Source organism: Blautia sp. ZXY-1-C6 (assembly GCF_056339875.1).
In genome coordinates, this window is sequence record NZ_JBWJVQ010000138.1 from 1 (window position 1) to 18882 (window position 18882).

Consider the following 18882-nt stretch of genomic DNA (forward strand, 5'->3'; position numbering starts at 1 on the left):
GCAAGTCTGACAATATGCTCCAACTGAGGATTTCCCTTATATCGCTCATCGATCAGCACCTTCCAGGGAATTCTCCTCAGTAATACTCTTGTTGTCTCTCCGATCCCCGGTTTGATCAGATTAATATCGTCAATACCGAAATTCTTTCCTATATTTATTACCTCATCAATACCCTGACTTTCCACTCTTTTTTCCAGATCAGGTGTATTCTCCATATTAAATTCCTTTTCAATGGTTTCAATAAAGTCATATGACAGATCAGAATCTGTCAGTTCTCCGTAATAGACTGCCCCATGGAAATCATCTCTGCCTATTATGTCATCTCTCAGAAAAGTACGGCTGATAAGGCCGGATACTGTACTGTTCAGGCAGGAACTTGGGATCAGGATATCTTCATGTGTTCCGCAAAGCTCCGTAACATTTGCCGGATCTGCCACTACCGCTATGTCAGCAGAAACCCCTTCATATGCAGAGATATCTTTCTTCAATTCATTCAGGATCGCACCCTTGCCAATCCATCCGTCCACAAATAAAATCTGCTGCGGTCTGTACTTTTCAAGCAGATACTTCATGGCATTATCGTCAATCCCTCTTCCTCTGATAATTGAAATGGAATAATGAGGCACATTTATACCATATTTGAATTTGATGTATCGCTTCACAAGGATACCAATTGGGATTCCCGCTCTGGCAAGGGATACCAGGACCATTTTCTTTCCCTTATTCTCTATGATCTTATCTGCCAGCATTCCTACTGCATTGGCAACCGGCTTCGCATAATGTTTCAGCGCATTATGATATACCTGCATATACTGATCTGTAGGAACATATTCAACAGGCAGCATCTCGCTGTAATGTTTTCCGGACTGAATCAGTTTCTCCCGCACTTTGGCAGGCTGAGGTTCTACCAACCCGGTAATATCCTTCAATAATAAAATCACATCTTCTTCTGAATAGGAACTTCTCAAATCAGCACCACCTTACAACTGTAATATCCTTGTTCTGCATCCGGACAGCATTTATCAGCGTTTCCTGACTCTCCTTTATTTCCGGGGAATCTGTGACAATCAATACCTTGTCATATTTTCCTATATCGTAAATAAACGTTCTCCTGTCCGGATCATATAAACTTTTCAGTTCATATCTGCTGTGAAGGGGATACTCTTTTTCCAGACTCACAGCAATGGGACTTCTTGTAGTCGAATGGCACCTTACTTCGGCTCCCTCTTTTTCCATCTTTCTTCCGATATAAAGTGCAGGGAACATAAACTCCTCAGTGCCGATCACCAGTATTCTTTTGCCAGATATATTATCAGCCATGTTTCCGGTTTTCTCCCGGATTTCTCTCCACAGATTCTCACATGCTTCTTCATATTTCCCGGAATCAATCAGTCTGCGGGCATCCATCCTGTTTTTAACATAAATCGTTGTATACTCTACGACCTTATCCAGACATTTATAATAAAATCCGTCTCCCTTAAATGTTTCTGCTCTGTCTCCGTAAGTACTGTGATCCGTTTTTACCAGATAATACAGAGAAATCCCCTGTCTCTTATAACGTTCCAGATTCTCCTCGCTCATTCCGTTTAACAGAGATGCTACTGAATATTTAAATTTTCCGTCATATTCCCTGTCAAGAATACTGATGATATTCCGAATTGTTTTTCCGGTAGTTACTTCATCCTCGATAAATATGATCCGATCCGTCTCCGCCGCTGCTCTGTCAATATCATCTTTTACCAGCTTCTGCTCTGTGGCATGGCTGTGTTCCTCGGAAAAAAACAGATAATTCACGCCGGGAATAACTTCTCTGGTGGTCTGAATATAATCTGCCCCCACAGTAATCGCTGCCTGAGCACCTATGGCAGTTGCTGTCTCCGCAAAGCCCACCAGCAAAAGTTTTTCATCTTTGTATTTCTCCCTGAAAGTATCTGCCAGAGCAGCAAATAAATCCAGTGCCTTTGATGGCACTACCGGAATATGCTTTCCCTGAAGCGGATCCACCACCAGATAGTTTCTCTTCGTATTATTTTCCCTTTTTGCAATCTTTACTAAATCCTTCTCAGTATATTCCATCTTTACTCCTTCTACTGATATGATCTGAAAAATCCCTGCAACTTGGTCAGAGCTTTCGTCAGTGCCTCTGTCTCCTCCACATTTAGGCCTTTAAGTACAGCCAGTACCATCTTCTCATGGAAATCTTTATGATGGTAATAAGCTTTCTTCCCCTGTTCTGTCAGGGAGATCAGCACAACCCTTCGGTCCTCCTGACTTCTCATACGCTGGATATATCCCTTCTTTACAAGATTATTCACAGCGATCGTCAATGTACCCACAGTCACATTCAGTTCTCTGGCTACTGTTGACATATTCTTCTGTTCCCGGATACCTACTGCATTAATAATGTGCATATCATTGACGGAAATATTCTTATATTCTCCCGTAATCAATGCCCGTTCTTCCAGGTCCAGAATCTCATTAAATAAATTGACCAGTACATCATTAATTGCCTCATAATGGTTCATCCGGTTACCTCCCTCTTTTTGCTTAAGCAATTCCATATAGCATTGCTGTAGCATGTTTGTACATTATGGTTATATTGCTACCTATTATACACTAAAATACTTTGTCTCACAAAGCATTTCTGGCAGGTTTTCAAAGAATTTCTCTCTTAATTCTTTCTTTGAACCATGAAATTTGTTATAATGAATAGATAGATTACAGTTCATACGCTCCTGTCTCATTTCCGTATGCAGTCTGCAATGAATTTGAGATACGGTACTGAGGACAGCAATACAGGCTGCAGATTGCTGTAACTGTTCAGCACTCTCACTGTTAAGAACTATTTTAGTTAAAGGGAATTTTCTATGAAAAAAAATAATATGCCACTTAATTTACGGGAGAGAATCAACTCCCGGATCAGTCTTCTGTGTTCTGTTATTGTTCTGGTTCTGCTCGTTCTGGTGATGCATCAGATGGATTACACCCTGATCCGTAAACCGCAGAAAGAAGCAGCAGAAGCAGCGGCCCTCAAGGAACAGCAGGATAAGATCAAAGCTGAAACACCTGTCATCTCCACTGCAAGTGTAATTGCTGTTGGAGATAATCTTTATCACAGCAAGCTGTATGAATCCGGCGAAAATGACTCCGGCATATGGAATTATGACCATATCTACACTCATGTTCTGGACCAGATCCAGGCTGCAGACGTAGCCATGATCGACCAGGAAACGGTTTTTGCTCCAAGCCACGATGCTGTCAGCACTTATCCTTCTTTTGCTACTCCCCAGGAAGTGGGAGATGCCATTATCAAAGCAGGGTTTGATGTAGTGGAATCTGCCACAAATCACGCCGATGATTATGGATATGACTATCTGAAAAGTACTCTGGATTTCTGGAGCACCAATTATCCGGATATTCCTGTACTTGGCATCCACGCCACCCAGGAAGATGCAGACACTGTCAAAGTAAAAGAAGTGAATGGTATTAAGATTGCTTTTCTTGACTATACATACGGCACCAATAATTCCGGTGCAGGCGAAGGATATGAGTACATGATCGATATCTTTGATAAGGATAAGATCACCACAATGATCCAGAAAGCCAAAGAAATCAGCGACTGCATCATCTTTGTGGCTCACTGGGGAACAGAAGATGAAACCATGCCAAATGAATACGAGAAACAATGGGCCGCTTTTCTGATGCAGCAGGGTGTTGATGTGATCATTGGCGGTCATCCGCATGTGCTTCAGCCTTACGGACAGCTTTCTGATGACCAGGGACACAATACCACCATATTCTACTCCCTCGGAAACTTCGTTTCCACCCAGCAGGAACTCCCGGAACTTCTGGAAGGAATGGCAAGTTTTACCATACAGAAATCAACTCTGAACGGCAAATCAACCATCCAGATCCTTTCTCCGGAAGTGAAACCTATGGTCATGCATTATAATCACGATAACGGAGAATACGGACCATATATGCTGGATGATTATACAGAAGAACTTGCTTCTTCCCACAGTGTAAGAAATGTGATCGGTGATGAGTTTACTCTCGATAACCTGAAAGCTAAATTTAAGGAAATCATGTCCATGAATGTGAAGCCTTCCACAAATACAAACCTGCTGAACGTCAAGTTTGACTGGGAGGGCAACATGATCGACAAAACTACCGGAAATGTAGTGGAAGATACAGAATCCATCCACTCCTGGGAATATCAGGCAGACACATCAGACGGAACCGAAGACTCTTCCGACGACAGTGGTTATTGATGAATTCCCGATTTGTATACAAAAAAGATGCTGACTGTAATTAGTCGGCATCTTTTTTAATTACGCAGATATTCGCAATCCGCTTCGCTACCTGATCCGGTTAAACTCCCAGCAGTTTCTCTGCATTCTGTCTGGTTACATCAATGACCTCTTCTGCTGTAATTCCCTTCAGTTCTGCGATTGCCTGTGCTACATAAGGCAGATTTAATGACGAATTTCTCTTACCTCTGTTTGGCTCCGGAGACATATAGGGACAGTCTGTTTCCAGAACAAGCTGAGACAGGGGTGCATACTGAACCGTCTCTTTCAGTTTCTTTGCGTTCTTAAAAGTGACAACTCCGCCGATTCCCAGATACAGTCCCATTTTCAGATATTCTGCCGCAATCTCCCTGCTGTATGAAAAACAATGAATGATACCGCCATACATACCACCCTGCATATATTCTCTGACGATATTCAGAGTATCCTCGGCAGCTTCTCTGCTGTGGATCATAAACGGAAGCTTCTCTTCTCTGGCAATGTCAAGCTGGGCGCGAAACATTTTCTTCTGGATCTGATGTTCCTCTTCTTCCTTATGCCAGTAATAGTCCAGCCCGATCTCACCGATTGCCACCATCTTGTCCATATGGGATAATCTGCGAATCTCATCCAGAGTCTCCTGTGTCATCTTATCTGCATCATCCGGATGGATTCCCACTGCTCCATATACAAAAGGATATTTCTCCATCAGCTTCACAGTATCCTGAAAACCGCCTACAGATGCACAGACATTCACAATCTTCTCAATCCCTCCATCGTACATAGACATAAGAAGCGCTTCCCTGTCTGTGTCAAAGGCCTCGTCATCATAGTGCGCATGTGTATCAATAATCATTTTTTCCAATCTCCTCATGTAATCTTAATTTATAGCACTCCCTGTAAACAACACACGTCAAGGATATCTGACGCAGGATTTCGCGCTCTGATAAGCCGGATCAATATACATTATTTATGAAGATTGCTATAATCCGGTTAAAAGATCTGTTACAAAATTACCAGCTCATCCCCCGGGTGGATCACACCTCCGTGGAGAACCTTCGTAAAAACTCCCTGTTTCGGCATAATGCACTCGCCCATTTTCTTAAAGATCGCACATCCGCTGTGGCATTCTTTTCCAATCTGTGTCAGCTCCAGGACTACATCATTGCACTGGAATTTCGTACCGATCGGAAGTGTGGCAAAGTCGATTCCCTGAACCACCAGGTTCTCTCCGAATGCCCCGTCTTCTACCTCTGCACCTCTGGCGCGAAAATCTTCAATCTTGTCAAAAGAGAGCAGACTTACCTGACGGTGCCATTTGCCGGCATGGGCATCACCCTCGATTCCCCAGTCCTCAATTACTTTAATCTCCGGAACACTTGTCTTCTGTATTCCCTTTCTTTCACTTGTACAAACCGCAATTACTTTTCCCATAAGATTGTCCCTTTTACCTTCCTGTTTTCGTTTCAGATACTGTTTTCGTACCTGCTCTTCCGTTTATTGCCGTCAGCTTATCTTCTCTGCTTTGGCTCACCGATTTCTCTTTTCGTCAGTACATTCTGACGCTACTCTGCTTTCTTATCCCTGTTATCGCCATCAGTTATCTTGCGCAGTTCCCTGCTTCCCCTGTCATGATCTCAATGCCATGTCCAAGCGCATCAATAATATACTCCAGGCTCTCTTTTACAGCTTTCGGACTTCCCGGAAGATTGATGATCAGTGTTTTTTTTCGGATACCTGCCGTAGAACGGCTGAGCATGGCGCGTTTCGTGATAGTCATGCTGTACGCACGCATTGCCTCCGGAATCCCCGGTACACGTCTGTCAATAATATCCTCCGTTGCCTCCGGTGTAATATCTCTGGGTGAAAAACCGGTTCCGCCTGTTGTCAGGATCAGTTCCGCTGTGCCGCTGTCTGCAATTTCCGCCATTCTCTCTGACAACATCTTTCTGTCATCCGGCAGAACATCTTCAGACACAACCTCATATCCATTCTTCTCAACAATCTCTCGGATCGCAGGTCCGCTTAAATCCTCACGTTCTCCGCGATATCCCGTATCACTGGATGTAATGATCGCTACTCTTTTCATTTTAGAAAAACCTCCCTGTCGGGCAGATAATTTTTTCGTTATCTGCCATTCTGTATTTCCATTATACACATTTCTTTCATTTTACCCAACAAATATTTTGCAAATCGCAGAGTAATTCGTGGATATCAAAAATGAAAATCTCCACTCTTACCACCCGTCTTTTCAACCAGATGAATATTGGACATTACCATATGCTTGTCAATTGCCTTACACATATCATAAATCGTCAGAAGCGTCACCTGAACCCCTGTCAGTGCCTCCATTTCCACACCGGTCTTGCCTTCTGTTTTCACTGTACAGAAAGCGCGGATAATTCCGTTTGTCTCATCCAGTTCATAGTCTACGGAACATTTCTGGATCGGAAGCGGATGGCACATGGGAATCAACTCAGAAGTCCTTTTCACTCCCATAATCCCCGCTACACGTGCTACTCCAAGCACATCTCCCTTTTTCACAGAACCCTCTTTCACAGCCTCCATGATTGCTTCTCCTACATGAATCTCGCCTGTGGCAACTGCTGTTCTGTAAGTGATATTTTTCCCGGAAACGTCTACCATAACTGCGTTTCCGTTCTCATCAAAATGATTAAAACCCTGTGACATGATCAAAATCCCCCTGTTTAAGTTTTTACAAAAAGCGAGGCTCTTATTGTACGGGAACATACAATAAAAGCCTCGCCTGTTCATCACGATACGGTTGGAGTCTTTACCCACCGAAATTGACGACACCATGAATACTCATGAGTCAGTCACTCCCCTTTATCTAAATATTAATATAGCTTTTGAGAGTGTATTTGTCAAGATAATATTCGTAAGTTTTCACACATTTTCGCTACCATTCGCTTTGTTCTCAGTAATACAAAGATCAGCAGATTTCTGCACCTGCAGGCATTTCCTTTTCCGGTACCATCAGGGAAAGGTTTCCGTCTGCATCTTCTGCGCAGAGGATCATTCCTTCACTGAGTACACCGGCAAGTTTGGCTGGTTTCAGGTTTGTGACTACCATAACCCTCTTACCTACCATTTCTTCTGCACTGTAGTGTGCTTTGATTCCGGATACGATCTGGCGCACCTGGCTGCCGATCTGTACCTGTGAGCAGAGCAGTTTCTTTGATTTTTTTACTTCTTCACATTTGATGATCTTACCAACCTGGAACTGAAGCTTGCCGAAATCTTCAAATGTAATCTCAGGTTTTGCTTCAATATCAATTACGTCTTCTTTTTCTTCTTTTGCAGGTTCTTCTGCTTTCGGCGGATGAAGCTCTGCCACCTTTGCAAGTACCTCTTTCAGGTCAAGGCGGGCGAAAAGAATCTCCGGTTTTTCAGTTACTTTATTTTCTGACGGATAGAGGCCAAAGGTCTTAAGGTCTTCCAGTTCTCTGTCCTGTGCATTTAACTGGGCAAGGATTCTCTCTGTTGTTTCCGGCATAAAGGATTTCAGCAGAACCGCACCAATGCAGATTCCCTCAACCAGATTGTAGAGAACTGTTGCAAGACGGTCTTTTTTCTCTTCATCCTTAGCAAGAGCCCATGGCATTGTTTCGTCGATGTATTTGTTGCAGCGTTTGAAGATTGTGAATACTTCTGTCATTGCATCTGCCACGCGGAGTTTATCCATTTTTTCGTTTACCTTGGCAGGTACGGAGAGAATGAAGTTCTTCAGATCATCATCTACAGGTTCTGTAACGCCTTTGTTTTCTACCACACCGCCGAAATATTTGTTTGACATGGAAATGGTACGGTTTACAAGGTTTCCAAGGGTGTTAGCGAGTTCAGAATTGAGACGCTCTACCATCAGTTCCCATGTGATCACACCATCATTCTCGAATGGCATTTCATGAAGTACGAAGTAGCGGACTGCATCTACACCGAAGAAGTCTACCAGTTCATCTGCATAGATTACGTTTCCTTTGGATTTACTCATCTTACCATCACCCTGGAGAAGCCATGGATGTCCGAATACCTGTTTCGGAAGCGGCAGATCCAGTGACATCAGGAAAATCGGCCAGTAAATTGTATGGAAACGGATGATGTCTTTACCGATCAGATGCAGGTCTGCAGGCCAGAGCTTATTGAACTGGTCTGTGCTTTCGCCATCACAGTCGTAGCCGATTCCTGTAATATAGTTTGTAAGGGCATCAAGCCATACATATACTACGTGTTTCGGATCAAAGTCTACCGGGATTCCCCATTTGAAGGAAGTTCTGGATACGCAAAGATCCTGAAGTCCCGGGAGAAGGAAGTTGTTCATCATCTCGTTTTTACGGGATTCCGGCTGGATGAAGTCCGGGTGTGTATTGATGTAGTCAATGAGTTTGTCGGCATATTTGCTCATTTTGAAGAAATATGCTTCTTCTTTTGCAGGTACACATGGGCGGCCGCAGTCCGGACATTTGCCGTCTACAAGCTGAGATTCTGTAAAGAAAGATTCGCATGGTGTACAATACATTCCTTCGTAGTGTCCTTTGTAGATGTCGCCTTTTGCGTACATTTTTTTGAAGATTTTTTTGACCTGTTTTTCGTGGTCTTCATCTGTGGTACGGATGAATTTGTCGTAGGATGTGTTCATCAGATCCCAGATTCTTTTGATCTCACCGGATACGTTGTCTACGAATTCTTTTGGGGTGATTCCGGCTTCTTCGGCTTTTAATTCGATTTTCTGACCATGTTCATCGGTTCCTGTCTGGAAGAATACGTCGTAGCCCTGCTGACGTTTGTAGCGGGCAATGGCGTCGGCTAAAACTACTTCATAGGTGTTGCCGATGTGCGGTTTGCCAGATGTATAGGCAATGGCGGTAGTGATGTAGTATTTCTGTTTTTCCATGGTTTGTTGTCTCCTTTTTTGAATGTGGACGCTCCGGAAAATATAATTGTTTTCTGTGCGGTTTCGGGAGCTAGGAACTCTAAGTGTCTGAAAATCAGCTAAAACCATTCGAAAAAATCTCAAACTCGCTTCGCTCAGACAGTGAGATTTTTTCGAATAACGCAGATTTCCAGGCACTAAGAGTTGCTACACTCCCTGCAAATGCACAGAAAACAATTATATTTTCCGAAGCTGGTGTTTAAAAATGGTAACAACTGCTCCTTATTTATGGAAGAAAAACATAAATTCTTCATGGTAGGAAGGAACTGGTGTTGGGGGAAATAATTCCTCTCTGTCGCAGTGTGATCCTGCCCGGAGGGCTTTTTTATGTTATAGGAACATTACAGAGTAATTTCCTATAACATAAAAAACGTCTCCTCAGATTATCTGAGAAGACGAGTATTACCCGTGTTACCACTTCTGTTCGTTTCCGGGCTCGCGCGGGGAAACCTTGGGAGGTACGTTGTGATACCTCTACGCTGTAACAGGCGTGCCTGTCGCTGCCTAAAGCTGTTGGCCCTCAGCAGTGCCTCTCGGAAGCCATCTTCAACCTGCTCCTTGCATATCCCTCTCAGCCTTTGAATCTGTGATATATGATCCATGGGGATTTCTCTGTAATACGGTCTGCGGATCTACTCTCTTCTTCAATGAGTTTGTGTTATTTCGTGACAGCACTCCGCTCTGTGATCGTGGAACGCTGTTAGCTATAGGAAATAGTTATTTCCTGTTATAGGGAAAATATAGCACATTTTGGTGGATTTGTAAACCCACATCGTTATTGTTCACTCCGTTCTCAGTAACCAAACTATAACAATTCTATAAAATAATAATTTTATATCTTGACAATTTCAATCCAATATTGTATAGTATCAATATCAGTAATGATTATCGTTATTGAACAGATTATAACTGCAACTATCCTGAACAGTTATGATAAATCATTTGCGAGTAAACAGGGAAGGGAGGAATACCATGGCGACACTGAAATACAGCCGTCAGAGGGAATCGATCAAAGAGTTTCTAAGAACCAGAACAGATCATCCTACTGCCGATGTGGTATATGAGAATATGAAGCTCATCTATCCAAATATCAGCCTCGGTACGGTATATCGCAACTTATCTCTGCTGGCTGATCTGGGAGAGATTAAGAAGCTTTCCTCTTTCGCCGGAGCGGATCACTTTGACGGGCGGACCGAGAGGCACTGCCACTTCATGTGTATCAGATGTGAGCGGATCATCGACCTTGAGAGCGAGGGAATTCACCACATTATGGATCTTGCAGGTGAGAACTTCAAAGGAAAGATTACTGATTACAGTGCCAGATTCTTCGGCCTGTGTGAGGACTGCCTGAAAGAGACAGAAGGCAACTCTGATAGTTCAAAGTAGTTTTTGCTTACATCATTAGTGGCCAAATTGGGAATAACAACTAATGATAAAAAGTTGCAAAAAAGCTAAAATTAAACTTGACTTTTTCAATCAAGTATGGTAATCTAAAATCACAGAAAACAGTAATAATTACTATTATTAAAAAATTACTTTTTCTGCCGCACAGACGGAAAGCAGTAAGAACTAAACGATGCTGAGATAATCAATTTATTTTCTGGCATCCCTAATAAATTCATTAAAAAGAAAAGGAGATTTTAATTATGACAAAATGGGTATGTAGTGTATGTGGTTATGTTTATGAAGGTGAGAAAGCTCCGGAAGCCTGTCCTGTATGTAAGGCACCGGCTGATAAATTCGTAAAGCAGGATGGCGAAATGTCATGGGCTGCTGAACACGTTGTAGGTGTTGCTCAGGGATCCAGCGAAGACATCATGGCTGATTTAAGAGCAAACTTCCAGGGTGAATGCTCTGAAGTTGGTATGTATCTTGCAATGGCAAGAGTTGCTCACAGAGAAGGATATCCGGAAATCGGTTTATACTATGAAAAAGCAGCTTATGAGGAAGCAGAACATGCTGCTAAATTCGCTGAATTATTAGGTGAAGTTGTAACAGACAGCACAAAGAAAAACCTTCAGATGCGTGTAGAAGCCGAGAACGGTGCTACAGCTGGTAAAACAGACCTTGCTAAACGTGCAAAAGCTGCTAACCTTGACGCTATCCATGATACAGTTCATGAAATGGCAAGAGACGAAGCAAGACACGGAAAAGCATTCGCAGGTCTTCTTAAGAGATATTTCGGAGAATAATTCTATCGGAAAATCGCATAAAATAAACCTTTTAAAGGGAGAACCTCAATGGTTCTCCCTTTTTATCTGTTCGTATTTTCATCATTGGAAGCTTAACTGGATTTCGCCTGAAGTCTGGCAACCTGATCTGTCAAAGCATTCATCTTAACCTCATTAATCATAATCCTGTTCATCCAGGTAGCCGACACATCCATCTTATTGATAAGATTCAGATGATTCTCTGCAAGGATAGAAATATTCCTATCCGTTATGTTCTCCAAATGCAGTCTGATATCTGCAAAGTTATTTCTGGTCTCTTCTTCAAAACACTTCTGACGCTCTTCCATTCGGTCCATTCGCGTTCCAAGTCCTCTGACCTCCGTCAAAACAGCTTCCAGCATTTGTCTGTCTGTCACCACTTTCACCTCCTCTGTAGCCCGTATCGTTCTTTTGTATGTGATTGATTATATCACATACATAAAAATATGTCTATAAAAATCTATAAACATTAGAGTGTATTTGGAAAATGCGTTACTGTTCACTCCGTGCCCAGTAACACGCTTCGCGATGCACAGAATTTATGCTATTCGCATAAATTCGCGCGGTATGTCTCGGGATTTTGGCATTCTCATGCCAAAACACCTCGCGGGATAGTGGCGTGTGAACAGTAACGAAAATGCTCCCCACAAGATGTGCGTCACAATTTGTGGGAGATTTTATTTATTATTATCATTCATCTTCGCCTCAATCGCCGCACCAACCCTGTTATAAACAGTCACAGCGTCCTGAATATGCGGAATCGTATTTCCATCTGCTCCTGAAGCACCTGCGGAAACAAAGATATATTCCCTGCCCTCAATCTCCGCAAAACTCACCAGACAGTGTCCTGCCTCACTGGTATAGCCGGTCTTGCCACCGAGGATTTTTCCACCTGTGACTGTCGGATCAGACAGATTTTTAAACATTGTACTGTAGTAAGTAATTCCATCCGGATGGATATTTGTAACTCCGGTAGAATGTCTGGAGGTCTCCACAATCTCACGAAACGTATCATTCTTAATGCAATACTTCATCAACACCGCAATATCCTTAACCGTACTGTAATGATCCGGGTTATGCAGTCCTGTAGAGTCACAGAAATGGGTATTCTCCATTCCAAGCTTCCTTGCTTTCTTATTCATCAGTTCCGCAAAATCCGCCTCTGAACCACTGATCGTATCTGCCAGCGCAATACAGCACTCTGCCCCCGAAGGCAACATCGCACCATAGAGAAGATCAATCACCCGGACCTCTTCCCCCGGCTGAAAACCTGCCTGCGTAGCATCCTGCTCATACAATCCGGAGAACATCTCATTCGTCAGAGTAATCTTCTCATCCAGATCATCAAAATTCTCAATCCCCAGTATCACAGTCATAATCTTCGTCATAGAAGCCGGATAAATCTGAGCCTCCCCGTTAATCTCACCCAGAATCTTACCTCCCCTGACCTGCATCAGGATCGCATTCGGACTGTTGATACCACTGATATCCACTTCCTTCAGAACCGGCTGCTCAAACTGCTCAAACCACTCCTTCACGCCCTTATTCCATCCGATCATGATAACCAGCGCACAGATAATGATCACCTCAACAAACACACAAGCCACAATCCTGCCCCGGTATCTCCACGCATAACTTCTTCCACCGCTCTTTTTCCGTCTCCTGCTAGCCACAATAACGCCTCCTGTCTGCTTCTATAACATTGCTCAGAAAAAATATATCTAACAAATCTCTAATTCATCCCCCTACTATAACACACCCTTACCAAATCCTGTAATCTTCCATTCCTGCACACCCATACATTGCATCTTTCTCCCTATATCCAATACCTTTCCGTTTTCCCCCGCCCGCGAAACCATTGTACAGCGCAGGAAAATATTTGTTTTCTGATACATCTACAGGAGGTGTAGCAATACTTAGCTTCCGGGAATTTGCGTTATGCTGGAAAAATTCACTGTCTGAGCGAAGCGAGTTTGAATTTTTCCGGCATGGTTTTAGCAAATTTCCGGAAGCTTAGTATTCCTGCCTCCGCAGCCGTATCAGAAAACAAATATTTTCCTGCGCGTCCCCATACCCGCCACCTAAAGAAGCGCAAAAAGACCCCCGGAGAATCCCCGGGAGTCTTAAATTGCTAAAATCTATTATGCTAATTTCATCGGGTTGATCTTCACACCAGGTCCCATTGTCGGAGCAATAACAACGCTCTTTAAATACTGACCTTTCAGTGTGCTTGGTCTAGCCTTAACGATAGCATCGATCAGCGTCTGGAAGTTGTCGCTTAACTGTTCCTCTGTAAAGGATGCTTTACCAACCGGAACATGAATGATGTTGGTTTTATCAAGACGGTACTCAATCTTACCTGCTTTGATATCGTGAACTGCTTTAGTAACGTCCATTGTTACTGTACCAGCTTTCGGGTTTGGCATTAAACCTTTCGGTCCAAGTACACGACCAAGACGACCTACAACACCCATCATATCTGGAGTTGCAACAACAACGTCAAAGTCTAACCATCCTTCGTTCTGGATCTTCGGAATAAGATCCTCAGCTCCTACGAATTCAGCACCTGCTGCTTTTGCTTCTTCAGCTTTAGCATCTTTAGCGAATACTAAAACACGAACTTTTTTACCAGTACCATGTGGCAGAACTACTGCACCACGGATCTGCTGGTCTGCATGACGTCCATCGCAGCCTGTACGGATATGAACTTCGATAGTTTCGTCAAATTTAGCAACTGCAGCTTTTTTAACTAAGCTGATAGCTTCTGCGGTATCATATAATGTAGCGCGGTCTACTGCTTTAGCAGCTTCCACGTATTTCTTTCCTCGTTTCATTTCTATAACCTCCTGTGGTATTTGCGGGGAACGCCCTCCCACTTACTATTTAATATTAAAATTAATCAACTACTTCGATTCCCATACTTCTTGCAGTACCAGCGATCATGCTCATAGCTGCTTCAAGGGATGCTGCATTTAAGTCTTTCATCTTAAGTTCAGCGATTTCCTGAACCTGAGCTTTAGTAACCTTAGCAACTTTTGTCTTGTTCGGTACGCCGGAACCGGATTTGATCTTAGCAGCTTTCTTAAGAAGAACTGCAGCCGGCGGAGTTTTGGTTATGAAGCTGAAACTTCTGTCTGCATAAACAGTGATAACTACAGGAATGATTAAGTCTCCCTGATCTGCTGTTCTTGCATTGAACTCTTTTGTGAACTGAACGATATTTACACCGTGCTGTCCAAGAGCTGGACCTACAGGTGGTGCTGGAGTTGCTTTACCAGCCGGAATCTGTAATTTGATATATCCTGTTACTTTCTTTGCCATTTTTCGGCACCTCCTATGTGGTATTGGCGGGGGTTTATGGTCCCTCCCACGATATTGTTACCTTTGCTTGTTACATCTGTTTGATTTCTGCGAAACTAATTTCTACCGGCGTTTCGCGGCCGAAAAGTTCAACATTGATCGTTGCTGTCTGTTTCTGCACATTAAGGGCAGTGATAACACCAACGGTATCTTTCCAGGCACCGCCTGTGACAACAACTGTATCACCCTCTGCGAAATCGACCTGAATTTCCTCTTTCTTGATACCAAGAGGAAGCATCTCTTCCTCGGTCAACGGTACCGGCTTGGACCCTGGTCCAACGAAGCCTGTCACACCTCTGGTGTTACGGACAACATACCATGTATCGTCATTCATAACCATGTTGAGAAGTACATAGCCAGGAAACATTTTCTTCTGAACCTGTTTCAGAGCCCCGTTTTTCAGCTCAGCCACTTCCTGCAGCGGAACACGAACTTCAAGGATCTGGTCTTCCAGGTGTCTGTTTTCGATGGTTTTTTCAATATCGACTTTTACTTTGTTCTCATACCCGGAATAAGTATGAACAACATACCATTTCGCTTCTGACATACAATCACCTTATCCTTATTTCATTAAAAGATTAATGCCTTCGAGAATAAATGAATCCATGACGCTGATCAGTACGCAAAGCACGATCGACACGCAAACTACCACGATAGTCTGCTTAATCAGTTCATTGCGGTCTGTCCAGACAATCTTCCTGAATTCTGACTGAAGTCCCTGAAACCAACTCTTCTTCTGGCTCTTGCCAGCAGATTTTTCATTTCCTTGCATAGCCTGACCTCACAATTCTCTGTGAGTAACTGTTTCGTCCAGTTACCTTGGATTACTTTGTTTCCTTATGCAGAGTGTGTTTGCGGCAGAACTTACAATATTTCTGAGTTTCCATTCTCTCAGGATGGTTCTTTTTCTCCTTAGTCATATTGTAGTTACGCTGCTTGCACTCGGTACATGCTAATGTAATCTTAACGCGCACAACTTCCACCTCCAGTGTTTTCATTTGCATGGTCATTTTCCTCATGCCGGACGATGTATCCGTCATCTTTTCGGGCATAAAAAAAAGACCTAACTTCCATGTCGCTTGTCAAGTTTATCACACATGGCATGCCTAAGTCAAGTCTTTTCTTATTATTTATGCCTATATTTCATCGCATATTTTTTACAGGAAACGCAGCTATCCGACGCCGTATGGTATTTCTTCTGAAAATACCCATATCCTTTTCTTCAATCTGCCATAGAGTGTGTCTGAAAAATCATTCCCGCAATCTACACGCCCCACTTTGCGGGATATTTCACCCGAATTCAGTTGCCGTAGCCCGCTACGGCGCCCTCATCCGGGCAAAATATCCCACAAATTGTGACGCACATCTTGCAGAAAGCCTTTTTCAGACACGCTCTAGCTCTCCAGAAATATTTTTCTTCTGTTGAACTTTATCAGAAGTAATCATATCCTCCATGGATATCTACAATACTTCCATTCATGTAGTTATTGGTAAGTATACTGTACGCCATATCTGCCACGTCTTTGATCTCACCGAATCTGTGCAGTGCGATCTTGCGGTTGATGCGTTCGTAGCTTTCCGGTGTGCGGTTCTCATGCCAGGGCGTCTGGATGAAACCAGGGGCAATGGCATTGACTGTGATGCCTTTTGGCTCAAATTCCTTTACCAGCGATTTGGTAAGGAAGTGGATGGCAGCCTTGGTCACGCCGTATACCAGAGAGGAGGAGTATGCCTGCTGCCCTGCATAGGAACCCATGAAGAGTACTCTTCCGCCCTCTGTCATAACAGGCATAAATTCTTTGACCATAAATACAGGTACAGACAGGTTGGTATTTACGATCTTATTCCATTCCTCGAAAGTGTAATCCTGAAATTTATCGTAAGTGCTGATTCCCGCATTGCTGATCAGCCAGTCTACATGTCCTGCTTTCTCTTTTACTTCTCCGACGAAATTCATCATATCGTCATAGGAAGACATGTCCGCTTTCAGAATAATAAGTTTCTCCTGGTCTTCCGGTTTCAGGCTGTCCCAGAATTCATTGGCTTTATATGCATTGTGAGCGTAAGTGGCAAAGATCAGATCATCTTCTGCTGAATTTGCCAGTATCTTCTCCACAATACCGCGTCCGATTCCGGAGGTGCCGCCTGTGATCACTGTTACCTTGCTCATTTTATATTCCCTCTTTTTATTCATCTATAATACAGACAGATCTGCTCTCTGTCATGCGGGAGTCTCCCCACTTCCATAAAACGGACTGCCTGCAAAAAAATTCCTTCTATATTATATATTCCACATTACCGAAATATATTCTTCACTCCTACAATTCCATCAGTCTGTCATAAACTTCCTTCGGTGCATATGGCTGCTGATTATGGATTGGTTCACCCAGACAGGTCTTGGGATATGCAAAAGTTCCATGCTCCAGCATAACTTCCAGAAGTTTCGGGCCTTCCCCTTCCAGAAATTCCGGTGATTCTTCTCTGACTGCATCGCAGAGCATTCTCAGTGCGGGAATGCCGTAAGCCTTTGCCACCTCTGCGAAATTACAAGAAGCAAAACCGCAGCCGTCTGTGGTTCCTGCGAACAGACAGTCAAAATAATCTCTCTGTAGGTGACGGATCATGCCAAGTGCTTCATTATTCATAACCATGATCTTAACAGGAAGATTCTCTCTCTTCACCCACTCCAGTTCCTGGATATTCATCTGGAGTGCACCGTCTCCGCAGATGCAGGCGGTCGGTTTTCCGGTTGCATAATACGCTCCGATAGCTGCCGGAAGCCCGTAGCCCATAGCTCCATGTCCGCCGGAGAAGAGAAGTTTCTGTCCTTCATGATTCTTGAATGACTGGTAACTCCACACCATATGCTGTCCTACATCCACTGCGATCGCGGAGGTATCCTCCAGCATATCACTGAGGTCTGCAATCATACGGTTCGGATATCTTTCCGGCGTGGCATCATCAACTGCCTGAAGATTTTCCTTAATCTCTGTGCAGACATTCAGCCAGTCACTGATCCTCTCTGTATCCGGAGCTGCTGCTTTTGCAAGACAATCGATTACTGCACCTGTCTCTGCCTGCAGCTTCACTTCATTGATACCATTCTCATGGATATCTCTTTGAAGATTGTATGGATCAATATCTATGCGTATGATCTTTGCACCTCTGGCAAATTCATGTACTTTGGTTCCGATCTGCCTGGTACACAGAGAAATGCCAAAACAGAGAAGCAGATCGCTTTTTGCATTGGCGATCATATTTGCATAACGGTGTCCATAGGCACCGCCGATGCACCCGAAATTCAGCGGATGGTCGTATCCCAGAACTGATTTCGCCAGAACGCTGGTGATGATCGGAATCTGTCTCTTCTGTGCAAAGCGGATCAGTTTCTGCTGGCTGAAGCTGCTGTCCACGCCATGGCCCAGCATGATCACCGGACGTTTTGCCTGTTCCAGTGCTTCCAGAATCGTATCTGCCGCCTGCTGTGCTGCAGCTGCATCTGTATGTTTGTCCTCAAAAGTCATGTCATAGACCGGATTCTCCACTTCACTTCTCTGGATATTCATGGGAAGGTCGATAAGCACCGGTCCTCTGCGTCCTGTGGTTGCAATATGGTATGCTTTATTTAATTCCTCCACAATGTCCTCAGGGTTTCGTATCTGGACAGCATATTTGGTGATCGGTTTCGCCATTGCCACAATATCTGTCTCCTGAAATCCCTGCTGACGCAGCCCCTTGATTCCTGAATACTCATAAGTGTTCAGCTGTCCTGTGAGAAAGATCACAGGCAGGGAATCATAATAGGCATCTGCCACACCACTCAGAAGATTGATGGCTCCAGGTCCGCTGGTAGCATAGGCGCAGGCACATTCTTCCTTCGCCTGTGCATATCCGCAGGCTGCGAAAGCTGCCCCCTGTTCATTGTAACTGGAATGATTCTCTGTCTCCGGATTTCTTTCAATGGAATCTACCAGATGTGCGATCATCGTTCCCTGGTATCCAAAGAAATGGCGGATTCCTTTTTTCTGCAAAAACGTAACAATATAATCTGAAAGTTTCATGTTCCCTCCCG

21 protein-coding genes and 1 pseudogene are annotated in these 18882 nt (G+C 43.7%); 4 read left to right on the forward strand and 18 right to left on the reverse strand.

All coding sequences use genetic code 11. The features are described from left to right. From AC075J_RS05410 to AC075J_RS05420, 3 genes are all read right to left on the reverse strand, one after another. Positions 1 to 968 (reverse strand): cysteine protease StiP domain-containing protein (locus AC075J_RS05410; RefSeq protein WP_476390118.1); only part of this gene is annotated, 968 nt, incomplete at its 3' end. Between the two features lies 1 nt (position 969). Continuing rightward, positions 970 to 2076, reverse strand: coding sequence for a phosphoribosyltransferase domain-containing protein (locus AC075J_RS05415; protein WP_118341637.1), 1107 nt, complete (start codon positions 2074 to 2076; stop codon positions 970 to 972). Positions 2077 to 2087: 11 nt separating this feature from the next. Beyond that, positions 2088 to 2525 carry a MarR family winged helix-turn-helix transcriptional regulator gene (locus AC075J_RS05420; RefSeq protein WP_173706433.1) on the reverse strand — a complete coding sequence of 146 codons (438 nt, stop codon included), beginning with the start codon at positions 2523 to 2525 and terminating at the stop codon, positions 2088 to 2090. 342 nt (positions 2526 to 2867) lie between these two features. Between AC075J_RS05420 and AC075J_RS05425 the strand changes: the two genes are divergently transcribed. Continuing rightward, entirely contained in the window at positions 2868 to 4271 is a 1404-nt protein-coding gene (locus AC075J_RS05425) for a CapA family protein (protein WP_008705364.1), read from the forward strand. Positions 4272 to 4371: 100 nt separating this feature from the next. Here AC075J_RS05425 and AC075J_RS05430 read toward each other — a convergent pair whose 3' ends face one another. From AC075J_RS05430 to metG, 5 genes are all read right to left on the reverse strand, one after another. Then, positions 4372 to 5145, reverse strand: coding sequence for a TatD family hydrolase (locus AC075J_RS05430; protein WP_173706434.1), 774 nt, complete (start codon positions 5143 to 5145; stop codon positions 4372 to 4374). A 149-nt stretch (positions 5146 to 5294) separates the two neighbouring features. After that, positions 5295 to 5723, reverse strand: a complete 429-nt coding sequence (locus AC075J_RS05435) for an MOSC domain-containing protein (protein ID WP_008705366.1) — start codon at positions 5721 to 5723, stop codon at positions 5295 to 5297. A gap of 166 nt (positions 5724 to 5889) precedes the next feature. Further along, positions 5890 to 6378 carry a MogA/MoaB family molybdenum cofactor biosynthesis protein gene (locus AC075J_RS05440; protein ID WP_022379966.1) on the reverse strand — a complete coding sequence of 163 codons (489 nt, stop codon included), beginning with the start codon at positions 6376 to 6378 and terminating at the stop codon, positions 5890 to 5892. A 125-nt stretch (positions 6379 to 6503) separates the two neighbouring features. After that, entirely contained in the window at positions 6504 to 6980 is a 477-nt protein-coding gene (gene moaC / locus AC075J_RS05445) for a cyclic pyranopterin monophosphate synthase MoaC (protein WP_020993229.1), read from the reverse strand. 262 nt (positions 6981 to 7242) lie between these two features. Continuing rightward, a complete protein-coding gene (gene metG / locus AC075J_RS05450; RefSeq protein WP_330597520.1) occupies positions 7243 to 9309 on the reverse strand; it encodes a methionine--tRNA ligase in 2067 nt (688 codons plus the stop codon). Positions 9310 to 10212: 903 nt separating this feature from the next. On the opposite strand from metG, the gene AC075J_RS05455 reads away from it, so the two are divergent. Together AC075J_RS05455 and AC075J_RS05460 are read left to right on the forward strand one after the other, a co-directional pair. After that, complete coding sequence (locus AC075J_RS05455; protein WP_008705371.1) at positions 10213 to 10626, forward strand: Fur family transcriptional regulator; 414 nt, start codon at positions 10213 to 10215, stop codon at positions 10624 to 10626. A 260-nt stretch (positions 10627 to 10886) separates the two neighbouring features. Continuing rightward, positions 10887 to 11432 (forward strand): NADH peroxidase, encoded by a 546-nt coding sequence (locus AC075J_RS05460; RefSeq protein ID WP_008705373.1) that lies wholly within the window; start codon positions 10887 to 10889, stop codon positions 11430 to 11432. Between the two features lie 92 nt (positions 11433 to 11524). Here AC075J_RS05460 and AC075J_RS05465 read toward each other — a convergent pair whose 3' ends face one another. From AC075J_RS05465 to rpmG, 8 genes are all read right to left on the reverse strand, one after another. Then, complete coding sequence (locus AC075J_RS05465) at positions 11525 to 11827, reverse strand: hypothetical protein (RefSeq protein ID WP_226839669.1); 303 nt, start codon at positions 11825 to 11827, stop codon at positions 11525 to 11527. A 115-nt stretch (positions 11828 to 11942) separates the two neighbouring features. Then, positions 11943 to 12131 carry a DUF6783 domain-containing protein gene (locus tag AC075J_RS05470; RefSeq protein ID WP_420314304.1) on the reverse strand — a complete coding sequence of 63 codons (189 nt, stop codon included), beginning with the start codon at positions 12129 to 12131 and terminating at the stop codon, positions 11943 to 11945. After that, positions 12128 to 13123: a D-alanyl-D-alanine carboxypeptidase family protein gene (locus AC075J_RS05475; RefSeq protein WP_330674778.1), complete on the reverse strand. Its 996-nt coding sequence runs from the start codon at positions 13121 to 13123 to the stop codon at positions 12128 to 12130. The genes AC075J_RS05470 and AC075J_RS05475 overlap by 4 nt, the downstream gene beginning before the upstream one ends. Before the next feature lie 468 nt (positions 13124 to 13591). Further along, on the reverse strand, positions 13592 to 14284 hold the full coding sequence (gene rplA, locus AC075J_RS05480) for a 50S ribosomal protein L1 (RefSeq protein WP_008705377.1): 693 nt from the start codon (positions 14282 to 14284) through the stop codon (positions 13592 to 13594). A 61-nt stretch (positions 14285 to 14345) separates the two neighbouring features. Continuing rightward, positions 14346 to 14771 carry a 50S ribosomal protein L11 gene (gene rplK, locus AC075J_RS05485; protein ID WP_008705378.1) on the reverse strand — a complete coding sequence of 142 codons (426 nt, stop codon included), beginning with the start codon at positions 14769 to 14771 and terminating at the stop codon, positions 14346 to 14348. A 70-nt stretch (positions 14772 to 14841) separates the two neighbouring features. Then, positions 14842 to 15357 carry a transcription termination/antitermination protein NusG gene (nusG, locus tag AC075J_RS05490; RefSeq protein ID WP_008705379.1) on the reverse strand — a complete coding sequence of 172 codons (516 nt, stop codon included), beginning with the start codon at positions 15355 to 15357 and terminating at the stop codon, positions 14842 to 14844. A 15-nt stretch (positions 15358 to 15372) separates the two neighbouring features. Beyond that, positions 15373 to 15582 (reverse strand): preprotein translocase subunit SecE, encoded by a 210-nt coding sequence (secE, locus tag AC075J_RS05495; protein WP_008705380.1) that lies wholly within the window; start codon positions 15580 to 15582, stop codon positions 15373 to 15375. A 52-nt stretch (positions 15583 to 15634) separates the two neighbouring features. Continuing rightward, entirely contained in the window at positions 15635 to 15784 is a 150-nt protein-coding gene (rpmG, locus tag AC075J_RS05500) for a 50S ribosomal protein L33 (protein ID WP_025578252.1), read from the reverse strand. A 212-nt stretch (positions 15785 to 15996) separates the two neighbouring features. On the opposite strand from rpmG, the pseudogene AC075J_RS05505 reads away from it, so the two are divergent. Then, positions 15997 to 16158: pseudogene (locus AC075J_RS05505) on the forward strand (DUF6783 domain-containing protein); the annotation flags it as partial. Positions 16159 to 16242: 84 nt separating this feature from the next. Here the strand turns inward: AC075J_RS05505 and AC075J_RS05510 are convergent. Both AC075J_RS05510 and AC075J_RS05515 read right to left on the reverse strand, forming a co-directional pair. Continuing rightward, positions 16243 to 16980, reverse strand: coding sequence for an SDR family NAD(P)-dependent oxidoreductase (locus AC075J_RS05510; protein WP_008705382.1), 738 nt, complete (start codon positions 16978 to 16980; stop codon positions 16243 to 16245). 148 nt (positions 16981 to 17128) lie between these two features. After that, positions 17129 to 18871: a thiamine pyrophosphate-binding protein gene (locus AC075J_RS05515; RefSeq protein ID WP_118569423.1), complete on the reverse strand. Its 1743-nt coding sequence runs from the start codon at positions 18869 to 18871 to the stop codon at positions 17129 to 17131. Between the last annotated feature and the right edge of the window lie 11 nt (positions 18872 to 18882).

Coding starts and splice junctions, on each gene's coding strand:
- AC075J_RS05415 (WP_118341637.1), bottom strand. CDS start 2,076: ATGGAATATACTGAGAAGGATTTAGTAAAGATTGCAAAAAGGGAAAAT.
- AC075J_RS05420 (WP_173706433.1), bottom strand. CDS start 2,525: ATGAACCATTATGAGGCAATTAATGATGTACTGGTCAATTTATTTAAT.
- AC075J_RS05425 (WP_008705364.1), top strand. CDS start 2,868: ATGAAAAAAAATAATATGCCACTTAATTTACGGGAGAGAATCAACTCC.
- AC075J_RS05430 (WP_173706434.1), bottom strand. CDS start 5,145: ATGATTATTGATACACATGCGCACTATGATGACGAGGCCTTTGACACA.
- AC075J_RS05435 (WP_008705366.1), bottom strand. CDS start 5,723: ATGGGAAAAGTAATTGCGGTTTGTACAAGTGAAAGAAAGGGAATACAG.
- AC075J_RS05440 (WP_022379966.1), bottom strand. CDS start 6,378: ATGAAAAGAGTAGCGATCATTACATCCAGTGATACGGGATATCGCGGA.
- moaC (WP_020993229.1), bottom strand. CDS start 6,980: ATGTCACAGGGTTTTAATCATTTTGATGAGAACGGAAACGCAGTTATG.
- metG (WP_330597520.1), bottom strand. CDS start 9,309: ATGGTTTTAGCTGATTTTCAGACACTTAGAGTTCCTAGCTCCCGAAAC.
- AC075J_RS05455 (WP_008705371.1), top strand. CDS start 10,213: ATGGCGACACTGAAATACAGCCGTCAGAGGGAATCGATCAAAGAGTTT.
- AC075J_RS05460 (WP_008705373.1), top strand. CDS start 10,887: ATGACAAAATGGGTATGTAGTGTATGTGGTTATGTTTATGAAGGTGAG.
- rplA (WP_008705377.1), bottom strand. CDS start 14,284: ATGAAACGAGGAAAGAAATACGTGGAAGCTGCTAAAGCAGTAGACCGC.
- rplK (WP_008705378.1), bottom strand. CDS start 14,771: ATGGCAAAGAAAGTAACAGGATATATCAAATTACAGATTCCGGCTGGT.
- nusG (WP_008705379.1), bottom strand. CDS start 15,357: ATGTCAGAAGCGAAATGGTATGTTGTTCATACTTATTCCGGGTATGAG.
- secE (WP_008705380.1), bottom strand. CDS start 15,582: ATGCAAGGAAATGAAAAATCTGCTGGCAAGAGCCAGAAGAAGAGTTGG.
- AC075J_RS05510 (WP_008705382.1), bottom strand. CDS start 16,980: ATGAGCAAGGTAACAGTGATCACAGGCGGCACCTCCGGAATCGGACGC.
- AC075J_RS05515 (WP_118569423.1), bottom strand. CDS start 18,871: ATGAAACTTTCAGATTATATTGTTACGTTTTTGCAGAAAAAAGGAATC.